This is a genomic window from Micromonospora sp. NPDC048871, assembly GCF_043198155.1.
In the GTDB taxonomy this organism is placed as follows: Bacteria; Actinomycetota; Actinomycetes; order Mycobacteriales; family Micromonosporaceae; genus Micromonospora.
In genome coordinates this window covers 480,729-493,469 of record NZ_JBICUM010000004.1, presented here as the reverse complement: position 1 = coordinate 493,469, position 12,741 = coordinate 480,729, and the positions used below count along the sequence as shown (strand labels likewise).

Below are 12,741 nucleotides of genomic sequence, written 5' to 3'. Positions count from 1 at the left end.
GGTCACCCACCCACCCGGACACCGCCATACCGCCGAAACGGCTCCCACACGCTGTAGGGCGAGTACGCGTCAGGCAGTGAGGACGCAGAATTCGTTGCCGTCGGGGTCAGCCATCGCCACCCGGCCGGTTTCGCTCAGACTGGCGTCGCCCCGGCCGGTCTCGCCCCGGCGGGTCGCACCGAGGTCGGCGTCGATTCGGGTTGCACCGAGGGCGAGGAGGCGGTCGACCTCTGCCTGCTGGTCACCGCCGGGCGGGGGAACGACGTCGAAGTGCAGGCGGTTACGGCCCAACCTCGGCATCAGTGGTGGGCCGCCCCAGGTGATCTTCGGGCCGCCGTGCGGCGATCGGATCGCGGTCTCCTGATCCTGGTCCCACACCAGCGGCCAGCCGAGCGCGGCAGCCCAGAAGTAGCCGACCTGCTGCGATCCGTCGCAGGCCAGCGCGCCGACGAACCCGCATTCGGCGAGGAAGTTGTTGCCGGGTTCGATGACGCAGAACTCGTTGCCCTCGGGATCGGCGAGGACCACGTGCTGATCCTCGGGGCCCTGCCCGACGTCGACGTGCCGCCCGCCGAGCGCCAACGCCCTGGCCACCGTCTGCCGCTGGTCCTCCAGGGAGGTGCTGGTCAGGTCGAAGTGCATCAGGTTCTGGCCGATCTTGGGCTCCTGGCGCGCGAGGAAGCGAAGCCGGAAGCCGGTGTCGTCGGTGGGCAGAAGGGCGACTCCGTCGAGTGGATCGTCCGTCACGCTCCACTGCAGCAGTTCCGACCAGAAGCGCGCGAGCCGCGACGGTTCATGGGCGTCGACGCAGAGCGCGAACAGGTGACATGCCATCTCGTTGCTCATCTCCGCTCCGCAGACCGACCACCTCGACCGCACCGCCGGCCCGGTCACCGTCGACCGACCACCGCTGGTCGGAAGCGTAAGGCCGAGCCACGACGGGCGCAGCTGAGTAACTAGCGGCCGAACCTCCCGAGCAACTCCGGCCCGATCGGGTGGTGCAGCAGGTGCAGGGGCGCGGCGTCGATGCCGGCCTCGGTGAGCGCCCGCGCGTACGCCGCTGCGGTCGCGTCGTCCACCAGGCCGTGCACCAGCGGCAGGTCCGCAGCGGTCGACCACAGTAGCGATTCCAACCGGCAGGAGGCGATCGTCCCGGGCAGCCCGAGCACGTTGCCGTCGACCGGCACCGGCGGCAGGTCCCCGGGTATGTCGCGTTCGGTCTCGCCGACGCCCAGGAGCCCACCGCCGACCACCAGGATGTCGTGGTCGCGGCGCATCCGGGTCAGGGCCTTTCCGGTGTCCAGTGCGGGCGGGAAGGAGTCGTCCACCACGATGGTGCCGGGTGCCAGCCGGTCGACCTCGATCGGTGCGCTGGCCGCGCTCGTCGCCGCGATGATCACGTCTGCCGTGTAGCCGGCCGGGGCGATTCCCGGTGCCGACGGGCACACCTCGATGGTGCCGGCGAAGCCGTCCGCCCGCAGTCGCGCGGCGTGCTCGCCCAGTCGGGGCGCGGCGGCGGGAACGTCGCAGAGCACGAGTCGGGCGGGCGGCTGGTCGGCCCGGGTGAGCAACAGCCGCAGCGCGGAGAACCCGATCGAACCGAGACCGACCACGGCTAGGTCGCGGCCGGCGAGGCTGCGCCCGGTGGCGGCCAGCGCGGCCTGCACCGTGCGGACGACGGAGACGACGGTGACGGCATGGCCGGTGGTCACCGCCACCCCGCTGCGGGTACGGCGCAGCACCCCCAGGCCGTAGCCGGTGCGGGCGGGAATCATCCCGGCCAGCGACACGCAGTGGGCGCCGAGGCGGGCGGCCAGGTCCACCGCCTCGGCGGTCTCGTCGGCGAGGGCGTCCCCGGCGGCGGTCAGCTCGTCGGCGAACCGGGGCAGGCAGACGAAGCCGGAGACGCCCAGCGGCGTGGTCAACTGCTCCAGCAGACGCGGCCGGCCACCGGGAAAGAGCAGTTCGCGTAGCTGGGCCCGGGGCAGGCTGCCGGCGGGCAGCCCGGCGATCGCGGCGAGCTGGGCCGGCGGCGGCAGGTAGCCGACGATGGCCGCGGCCAGCCTGGTCGGTCGGCCGGGAACGGCCGTCGTCGCCGGCACGACGGCGGCGTCACCGGTGACCACGGCCGGCGTGGCCGGCTGGTCCCCACGGGCCGGGTCGGTGTGCTCGGCGGCGGCGGTCAGGTCGGCGCGGAGCCAGTCGGCGAGCCGGCGCAGCTCGGCCGGGGTGACTGTGGCGGGACAGCCGCGCAGGGTGACCCGGAGCCCGTCCCGCTCGGGGCGCGCGGTCAGGAACAGGTCGGTCCCGAGGGGCGGTGGCGCCAGTTCACTGTCGGCGTCCCAGTCGAGGCTGAGCCGATCGGCATCGCTCGGCACGGGGGGCGGGGTGTCGAGTACCGTCGGCGACGGTGCATCGACGACCTCGCGTGATGCCGTATTCGCTGCGGCGGCCGGTAGCGGGGTGCGGGCGGAGAAGTCCAGGAAGCTGAAGAAGAACTGCGCTCCGATGGGGGTGCCGCCCGGGCCGGTGGGCACGGCCGCCGCGATCGACGGCGGATCGTCGTACCGGCGGGCAGTAGCGACCTCGGCCCCGATGTGGGCGAGCTGTTCGGCGAAGCCGGCCGAGCCCTCCAGCCGCAGCGGCAGCATCGCCGCGCACGGGCCGAAGATCCGGTGCAGGTCCGGCAGCGGATGATCCCGACCGGTCAGCGCCAGGCCGATGACCAGGTCGTCCTGTCCGGTGAACCGGGCCACCGCCCGGTGGTACGCGGTCAGCACCGGGGCGTACAGGGTGGTCGCCGCCGAGGCGGCCAGCCGGCGCAGCCCGGCGACCACGGTCCCGTCCAGGGTGAAGCCGCAGACCGGCTCGGAGGTACCGCCCGGGTCGGGCGCGCTGCCGGGGGCGGGTAGCACCGGCGGCCGGTACGGGGTGCCGAAGCGTCCGCGCCACCAGCCGTGGGCCTCCGGGTCGGGTGGGCCGGCGGCCCGCTCGGCCAGCAGATCGACGTAGTCGCGGAAGTGGGTGCGCAGCGGAGGCAGTCCGTCGGGCTGATCGGCCACCAGCCGGCGGTAGACCGTCAGCAGTTCCTGGCCGAGCAGGGCCGCGCTGTAGCCGTCACCGATCAGGTGGTGGGCGTGCACCAGCAGGATGTGGTCGTCGGGGGCGAGCCCCAGCAACTGCAGTCGCAGCAGCGGCCAGGCCCACGGCTCGAAGCGACGGCCGCGCTCCTCGGCGACCAGGGTGCCCACCTCGGCGGGGCCGGCGACCGCCCGGTAGCCGACCGGCAGCCGTAGCGAGGTGGGAAGCTCCTGCTGGACCGGGGGACGGGCCCCGGTGGGAAAGACGGTACGCAGCATCGGGTGCCGGGCCACCAGCAGGTCGACGGCGCGCTGGAGGACGTCGCGACGGAGCCGGCCGCGCAGTCGTAGCCGGGCCAGCCAGGCGGTGCCGTCGCCCGGTGCGATGGCGTCGGCGAGCAGGAAACCGCGCTGGGTGGCCGTCACCGGGTAGGGCCGGTCCGCCGGGCCGCTGACCCGGCCCATGGCTGCGGTGGTGCGGCCCGTGCCGTCGGTGGTACGGCGCGGGGCAGCGGTGGCGTCGATCTCGGCGGCGAGAGCCCGCAGGGTTCGGTGCTGGTAGATGACGGTCGGGCTCGGTGCGGCCGGGAACTGTTGTTGGACGCGGGCGAAGACCTCCAGGGCAAGGATGGAGTCGCCGCCGAGGGCGAAGAAGTCGTCGTCGGGCGCTATCGTCGGCAGGTCGAGCAGCTCACCCCAGATCCGGGCCAGCCTCGCCTCGGTTGCGGTGTGTCCGCCGCCAGCGGCGTCCGGACCGGCGGGTGCCGCAAGCCGCTCCGGAGCGGCGGGTGCCGGGAGTCGCTTCGGGCCGGCGGCGGGTGCGAAGCCGCCGAGTGCACGCAGCCGGTCCCGGTCGACCTTTCCGGTGGGAGTAAACGGAAGCGTGTCGAGCAGATGGATGCGCGCCGGGACCACTGGCTCCGGCAGCCGGGCGGCGAGATACTCACGCAACTGGGCCACCGTCGGCTCGGTTCCCGGTCTGGTGGCGACAAAGGCATGCAGCCGTGGATGGGGTTCGGCCTGGTGCAGCACGGTCGCGGCGGTCACCGCCGGATGGGTACGCAGCACCGCCTCGATCTCACCGGGCTCCAGCCGGTGCCCGTGGATCTTCACCTGGTCGTCGAGCCGACCGAGGAACTCCAGGGTGCCGTCGGCGATGGCGCGAACCCGGTCGCCGCTGCGGTAGTACCGTTCGCCGTCGAGCCGGGTGAAGGCGGTGACGGTCAGCGCGGGCTCATCGAGGTAGCCGGTGGTGACGCCGACGCCGCCGATCAGCAGCTCGCCGGCCGTCCCGGGTGGGCAGGGGTTGCCGTCCGGGTCGACCACGCGGATCCGGGCCCCGCCGACGGGCCGACCGATCGGCAGTCGGCGTACCGCCTCGTCGGGGCGGTTGTCGATCAGATGCCAGGTGGCGTTGATCGTCGTCTCGGTGGGGCCGTACAGGTTGGTGATCCGGCAGCCGTCACCGAACAGGTCGAACCACCGGCGTACCGGCACCGGCGACAACTCCTCCCCGCCGACGTGGACCCACCGCAGGGCACTGAGATCCGGCCGTACCCCCTCGCGGGTGGTGCGGTCCTCGGCGGCCCGCAGCAGCCGTTCCCAGAGGGTGGGCACCGAACTCCACACGGTGAGCCGGTCCCGCTCCAACCGGGACAGCAGCACCTGCGGGTCGCGCAGTTCCGATCGGGCGAAGGTGACCACCGTGGCCCCGACCAGCAGTGGTGCCAGGATCTGCCGGACCGAGGCGTCGAAACAGATCGACGAGGTCTGGGCCAGCCGGTCACCGGCGCGGTAGCCGAAGGTGTCGATGGCCCAGTCGAGGTAGTTCGTCATCGACCGGTGGGTGATCGGCACCCCCTTCGGCCGTCCCGTCGAGCCCGACGTGAAGATCACGTACGCGGTGTCGTCCGGCCCGGCCGTCGGATCCCCGGGCCGGACCGTCGGGCCGTCCAGCGGAACCGCCGGGACGTCCAGCCGGGTCATCGTGCCGTCGAGTCGGACCGCCGTGCCGTCGAGTCGGGCGGCCGTGGTCGCGCAGTCGTCGTCGTGCAGCACCACCCGGACGCGGGCGCGGTGCAGTTGTCCGTCCAGCCGGGCCGGGGGATGGGCGGCGTCCAGCGGCACCCAGGCCGCTGCCGCGCGCAGGATCCCGACCACCCCGATGATCGAATTCGGGCCGGGGGCGGTGAGCAGCCCTACGTGTTCGCCGGGGCGTACCTCGTGGGCGAGCAGCAGCGCCGCCACCCGGTCGGCGGCCTGGTCCAGTTCCCGGTAGGTCACCGTACGCCGACCGTCGGTGACCGCCGGAGCGTCCGGGGTACGCCGGCACACCGCCCGAATCCGGGCGCTGACGTCCATGGCGGCGGGCTCCGGTCGTACGCGGCGATCCTGATCGCCGGGCTGCCGCCCGGTGGCGAGGTCGACGAGTTCCTGGTGGTGCTCGGCGGCGAGCCGGGCCACCGTCTGCCGTCGGAACAACCGCAGCGGGAAGTTCCAGGACAGCCGCAGTGTCGTCCCCGACTCCCACCACAGCAGGCTGAGCCCGGTGGCGGCGGAGCCGGAGCCGGCCGCCGTCGGGGTGACCGTCACCGGGCAGTCGGGATCGGTGTCGACCGGGAACCGGGCGAAGCTGAACCCGGCCGGGCTGGCGGTGCGCGGGCCGCTGTCGGTCGTCGGTAGCAGCCGGGCCAGGTCCAGGCTGGACACCGAGCCGTGCCGCTGTGCCTCGGTCCAGGACTGTCGGAGACGGTCGGCCAGCCGGGCGGCCGACTCGGACGGGTCCACCTCGACCAGCAGCGGCAGGGTGTCGGCGAACGGCCCGACGAGCCGTTCGATGCCGGACATCCGGGCGTCCCGGCCGGCCCGCGCCACGTTGACCGGCACCCGGCGCTGCCCGCTCCACCTAGCCAGGCACCGCAGATACCCGGCGAGCAGCAGGTGGAACAGGGAGACACCGGCGTCGGCGGCCCGCTCGCGCAGCCGCGCCACGAGCGCGGGGTCCAGTTCGTCGGTGTGGGTGACGCAGGGCGGGGCGGGCAGGCCCCCCGGGTCGCCGTCGTACGGCAGCCGCAGCGTCCACCCCGGATCGTCGAACCTCCGACGCCAGTACGCCAGATCCGTCTTGCGTGGCGGGGTGAGGGCAGCGGCGAAGGCGGCGAAACTGCCGATGGCCGGCGGCACCGTGGGGATGCGTCCCGTCACCAGTTGGCCGTAGTCCGCCCAGAGTTGTTCGCTGAGCAGGTGGAGACTGAACCCGTCGGCGGCGGCGTGGTGCAGCACCAGGATCAGGTGCGAGCGGTCGGATCGTTCCTGGGCCAGCACCGCCCGCAGCGGCGGTTGCCGGGTCAGATCCACCGGCGTGTTGCAGAGCTGCTCCTCCAGTGCGGTCAGCTCACCGGTCAGGGGCCGTACGTCCAGGCTGATCGCGGCGGCGGCCGGGGGCACGATCACCTGCCGGGGGGCGGTGACGTCGGCGAGGAGGCGCACCCGCAGCATCGGATGCCGGGCGACGAGGCCGGTCAGGGCCCGGTCGAGCAGCCTCGCCTCCAGTGGCCCTGTGACGGTCTGCCGGACGAAGGCGTACCCGGCCATGCTCGGGTGCAGTTTCTCGTTGACGAACCAGGCCCGCTGCACCGCAGTGAGGGCGAACGGCTCCCCCTCGGCGACCGAACCGGCCGGTGATCCCTCGCCCGCCGCCGGGCGCGCCACCTCCGGCGACGGTGCGGCCGGGTGGGCCGGGGGTCGTCCCGGGTCGGGTTCCGCCAGCGCGGCGGCCAAGGTGGCGACCGTGGTGTACTCGAAGAATAAGGTGACCGGCAGTTGCCGCCCGAGTTCGTCCTCCAGTCGCTTGACCAGGTCGACTGCGGCCAGGGAGTCCAGTCCGAGGGCGAGGAACGAGTCGTCGTCGGCGATCTGGTCGCCGGGGCGGTGCAGGGGCTCAGCGAGCAGTCGGCGCAGCAGTCGCGCCAGTTCCTCGACATCCGAATGCTGATGACGTGCCGACCTGTTGGCCGAAACCTCGCCCGCCTTGGCGATCTCGGCGGTCCCGGGCTCGACCGGCTGGGCAGCCGGACCGGCGGACCGGTCGCCGTGTGCCTGCACGCGGCCATCGACGTGTTGACCCCGTCGGGCGACGGCCGCCGAGTGCGCGGTCGACGCTCGCCGGTCCGCGACGATCAGGTGGGCGGCGTCGACCTCCCGGGCAGCCAGCAAGGCGTCCAGCGCGGCCCGCGCGGTCAGCGAGCCGGGGAGGTCGTGGCGAGCGCTACCTCGGGCAGCCATCCCCGTGTCGCTGACGGCGGCGAGGCCGACCGCCTGGAAGGGGCGGCCGGTCGCCCGATGGGCGGCGGCGAAGGCGTCGAGGAAGGCGTTGGCCGCCGCGTAGTCGCCGATCGCGGCGGCCAGGCCGGGCAGCACCGCGCTGACCGAGGAGAAACCGACGAGCGCCGCCCGGTGGTGACCCTGCCGGCGCAGCGACTCCTCCACCAGGTAGCTGCCGCGTACCTTGGGTGCCAGCACCGCCAGGATGTCCGGGATCGACTTCGCCGCCAGGGTGCCGACCCGGACCGTGCCGGCGGCGTGCCAGACGGTCCCCACCCGGGGCAGCCTGGCGAGCAGGGCGTCGACATCGGCCGGCACGGTCACGTCGCACCGCTGGTAGGTAGCGGTGGCACCGGCCGCGGCCAACTCGTCGAGCAGACCGGCCGGGGCCTGGGCCGACCGCCCGGCCAGCAGCAGGGTGGGTCGTCTCCGACGGGCCAGGGTACGGGCCAACTCGGCGCCGAGCCCGCCACCACCGCCGAGGATCACGTGCACGTCATCGGACGGTGCCGTACCCGGCTGCGAAACCGGGGTCGACACCGGCACCAGGTGCCGTTCGAGTCGGCGTCCGGCCCGCCAGGCCAGCCCGGTCAACTGGTCGGCGGGGTGCGCCGTGGCCTCGGCCAGGTGCAGATCGGACAACTCCCGGCACACCGCCTCCACCCGGACGGCCAGGTCGTCCACGCTGGACAGGTCGACCATCCGGGCCCGCAGGCCCGGTCGCTCGTCGGCCAGCGCCGCGCACAGTCCGCCCAGCACCGCCTGCACCGGGCGGGGACGCTCGTGGTGCCCGGTGACCTGGACGTCCTCGGTGACCACGAGTAGCCGCCCCAGCCGGTCGTCCGGCTCGTCGAGCAGGGCACGCACCGCGCTTACCTGGTCGGCCACGGCGCGATCGAGGTCGGCCACCTCCGCCAGGTCGACCGCGTCGCCGGCGAGCAGCACGGTCAGCTCCGGCGGCGTATCGTCGTCGGTCTGCGGTGTGACCTGGACCCTGACGCTGCGTTCGCGCAGTGCCGTGGCGAGTCGGGCGGCCAGGTCACCGCCGGCACCCGGGCCGCGCAACCGCACCCGGCCCGGCAGGTCGCGGCCGACCACGGCTCCCGGCCCGCCGGTGGCCGACGGCGTCTCCCGCCAGGTGACCCGGTGCAGGGGTAGCAGCGGCGATGGCGGATGAGACCGTCGTTGGAACGGGTATGTCGGCACCGGCACCCGCCGCCGGCCGGCGTGCAGAGCGGCCCGGTCCAACGGGCCACCGAGGGCCCACAGCTGTCCTACCGCCGCCAGCACAGCCTCGGTGGCCTGCGGCCCGTCCAGGACGGTCAACACCCGTGCCGGGTTGACCCCGACGTGTGGCGACACGGCGCGCAGCCGGCCCGAAGCGCCCAGGTCGACGAAGGTGTCGTACCCGTCGGCGCACAGCTGCTTCAGCGCGATGCGCAGCTCCGGCTCGGTCGATGGGGTCGCGTTGGCGGCGCGGCGAATCGCCTCGGCCGGGTCCAGCTCACCTCGGCCTGCCGCCGCCGCCAGGTCACCGACGCCGACACCGAACAGCCGGTCCGGCCGTACGCCCCAGTCGGTGAGCTGACCGACCAGGGCGAGCCCGACCGCCACCGCCACCTGCCGGGCGACCTGCGGATCGGCGGAGCCGGTCAGACACCAGGTCAGCAGTGGTCGGCCCTGTACGGTCGGGGCGGCGACCTCGGTCAGCCGGTCACGGAAGGCCGGCAGTCGGTCGTGCAGATCGCGTACCGCCGCCGGGGTCGGCGGGCCGTCGGGGAAGACGAACGCCGTCCGGGGTCGTCGGCCCACCGGCTCGCGGTGCTCATCCAGCAACTCGGCGGCCCGGTCCAGCCGGGCGGCCAACTCACCGTCGGCGACGACCGTCACCCGGTACGCGGCGTCGTCGCGGGCGGTGCCGGAGCTGGCGCAGACATCCGCCTCGGCCAGGTGGGGATGGGCCCGCAGATGGGCGGCGAGGTCCCGAGCCGCCTGCCGAAGCGCCGGCACCGAATGCGCGCTCAGGGTGGCCAGGCCGATCTCCGGCCCGCCGGACCCGCCCGGCCCGCCGGGCACGGTGGCTGGGGGTTCGCGCAGGATCGCGTGAGCGTTCGTCCCGCCGAAACCGAAGCTGTTCACCCCGGCGACCAGGGGGCCCGGTGCGGTCCAGGGCCGTCCCTGGGTGACCACCTCGAAACCGGCGGCGGCCAGGTCGCAGCGAGGGCTGGGTCGGGTGTGGTGCAGGGTGGGCGGCAGGTACCGGTGCCGCAGCGCCAGCACCACCTTCAGCAGGGCCGGGAAACCGGCCGAGTTGAGCAGGTGACCGAGGTTCGTCTTCACCGAACCCAGCCCGCGCGGCACCTGATCGGCCGGCGGTGGGTAGGCCGCCGCCAGGGACCGTACCTCGACCGGGTCACCGAGTTCGGTGCCGGTGCCGTGGGCCTCCACGTACGACACCTGGCCCGGGTCCACACCGGCCTCCCGGTACGCCCGCGCGATCACCTCCCACTGCCGGTGCGGGTTAGGCGCGAGGATGCTCAACGCCCGCCCGTCGTTGCCGATAGCGGTCCCGGCGACCACGGCCAGCACCTCGTCCCCGTCGATCTGCGCGTCGTTTAGGCGACGCAGCACCAGGGCGGCCCCGCCCTCACCGGGGACGAAACCGTCCGCCTCGGCGGCGAAGGCGCGGCACCGTCCGGTGGGGGAGAGGGCTTCGGCGGCGTCCAGCAGCCGGTACCCGGTCTCGGCGAGGTTCAGGTTCACCCCGCCGACCACGGCGATGTCGCATTCGCCCTCTGCCAGGCTGCGGGCGGCCAGGTGCAGGGCCACCAATGCCGAGGAACAGGCCGTGTCGACCGCGATCGCCGGCCCGGTCAGGTCCAGGGTCTGCGCCAAGCGGGCCGGTATCAGGTTGCGCAGATTCCCGACCAGGGCGCCCGCCCCACCGGCCTGCCCATCGGCCGCCAGCAGCTGCGGGTAGGCACTCTCCCCGACGGCCGCGAAGACCCCGATGCGGTGCCGGTGCCGGCGGGGCCCGGCGTACCCGGCACGCTCCAGGGCCTCGTGCCCGATCTCCAGGAACAGTCGGGCGTGCGGATCGGTGAGCCGGGCCTCCTGATCGGTCAGACCGAAGAACCCGGCGTCGAAGAGCATCGGATCGTCCAGGAAGGAACCCCACCGGGTGGTTCCCTCCGAGGAGGCCCACCGGTGCGCCGGGACCACCTCGACGGTGTCCACGCCCTCGACCAACTGCTGCCAGAACCGCTCAAGGGTGTCCGCGTCGGGAAACCGGCAGGCCATGCCGATTACCGCCACCGGCGTCGGGCCCTGCGTCGGGGCCTCGGCGGTCGCCTCGGTCGGGCGCGGCTGCGGTGCCTCGGCCAGCCGGTCGGCGAGGGTGGCCACCGTGGGGCAGTCCCGCAGGTCCGCCGGGTTCAGCCGGGTACCCAGGGCGTCCTCCAGCCCGGCTAGCACCTCCATGGCCTTGAGGGAGGACCCGCCGATGGCCAGGAACCGGTCGTGCGGGCCGATCGTGGCGGGCGGACGGCCCAGCACCCGGGCCCAGACCTCGCGCACCAGGGCCTCCAACTGCGGCCCGGACCGCCCGGCGGACAGGACCGGCCCGGCCACCACCTCCGGGCCCTCGGCGACCGGGGTGCACCAGCGTCGTTCCCGGTCGGCGAAGTCGCCGGCCAGGTACCGGTCGCGCATCCGGCGTCGGCGCAGCTTCCCGCTGGTGGTCCGGGCGAAGGCGCCGGGCGGCAGCGGCAGCACCCGGACCTCGTCGTGACCGCAGGCCTCCGCCACCCGGGCCCGCACCGCGGCCAGCACCGCAGCCGCCTCGGCCGGTGGGCGGGCCCAGGGCACGAACACCACGATTCGTTCCCCACCGGAGTCCGGGTCGGTCGTCCCGACCACCACGGCCACCTCGCCGGGCAGGCCGGGGGTGGCCACCGCCACGGACTCCAGGTCCGCGGCGTGGAAGGTGCGGCCGTTGACGAACACCACGTCCTTGGCCCGGCCGGTGACGCAGAGCCGCCCCTGGCGCATAAAACCCAGATCGCCGGTACGCAGCCAGCCGTCGACGAAGGTGTCCCGGGTGGCCTGCGGATCGCGGTGGTAGCCCCGGGCCACGTTCGGGCCGCGTACCTCGATCTGGCCGACCCGCTGTTCCGGCAGGGGTCGACCGCCTTCGTCGACGACGCGTACCGCGCACCCGGTCACCGGGTGGCCCAGGTCCATCAGCTCCACCGCGTGCGGGCCGGGCCGGGTGGGCACCGCCACCCCCCGGCTCAACTCGGCCCGGTCGAGCACCTGCGGTTGGGCCACCTCGCCGGGCGGGGGGAAGGTGACCGCCAGGGTCGCCTCGGCCAGCCCGTACACCGGTCGCAGGGCGGCGGGGTTCAGCCCGGTGGCTTGGGTGTGGGCCAGGAAGGACCGCCATACCCTGGGTGAGATCGGTTCCGCCCCCACCACCACGCAGCGCACCGCACTCAGATCGAGACCGGCCAGGGTTTCCGCCGGCACCCGGCGGACCGCCAGGGCCAACGCGAAGTTCGCCGCGGACAGCAGGGTGGCCCGGTGCCGGTGGGCGGTGGTGAACCACAGCGCCGGGCGTTTGGCGAAGGCCAGCGGAGGGATGCGTACCTGCTTGAGGCCGACGGCCAGCGGGGTGAGGTGGGTGCCGATCAACCCCATGTCGTGGAAGTACGGCATCCAGCTGACCAGGACATCGTCCGGGCCGGCCTGGCTGGCCAGCCTGGCCTGTTCCAGGTTGGCCAGGACGTTGTCGTGGGTCAGCTCCACCCCCCGGGGGGCACCGGTGCTGCCGGAGGAGAACTGGAGGAAGGCCACCTCCTCCCCGGCGGGGGTGGGCAGTTCCTCGATCGGGGTGCCGGTGCGCAGGTCGGCCAGGCGCAGCACCGGCCCGGCCAGGCCCTCGGCCACCGCTGCGGTGGCGGGGTCGGTCACCACCACGGCGTCGGCGAGCAGTTGCCGTACGGCGCGTACCCGGTGGGTCTCGGGGGGCAGGGGCACCGGCACCAGCCCGGCGGCCAGGGCACCCCAGAACATCGGCTGGAAATCGTCGCCGGCGTCGGCTAGCAGGAGGGCGGGAGTGCCGGGGGAGACCCCGGCGGCTCGGAAGCCGCCGGCCACCCGCAGCGACTCGTCGCGCAACTGGCCGAAACTGACCGTACGCTCCGTGCCGTCCTCCCGGACATGCACGATGACCTGCTCCGGGGCCCGGTCGGCGGCGTCGAGGAGGACACCCAGCAGGCCCCGGTGGGCACCTGGCCCGATGGCAGTCGACACAGCAGGATGGTAGGTGGTAGAGATC

2 protein-coding genes are annotated in these 12,741 nt (G+C 74.0%); both read right to left on the bottom strand.

The genetic code is table 11. The annotated features are described in order from the left end of the window. Nucleotides 1-69 precede the first annotated feature (69 nt). Entirely contained in the window at nucleotides 70-846 is a 777-nt protein-coding gene (locus tag ACGFIK_RS13595) for a VOC family protein (RefSeq protein ID WP_327026337.1), read from the bottom strand. A gap of 110 nt (nucleotides 847-956) precedes the next feature. Beyond that, nucleotides 957-12,716 carry a non-ribosomal peptide synthetase gene (locus ACGFIK_RS13590; RefSeq protein ID WP_327026336.1) on the bottom strand — a complete coding sequence of 3,920 codons (11,760 nt, stop codon included), beginning with the start codon at nucleotides 12,714-12,716 and terminating at the stop codon, nucleotides 957-959. Nucleotides 12,717-12,741: the final 25 nt, after the last annotated feature.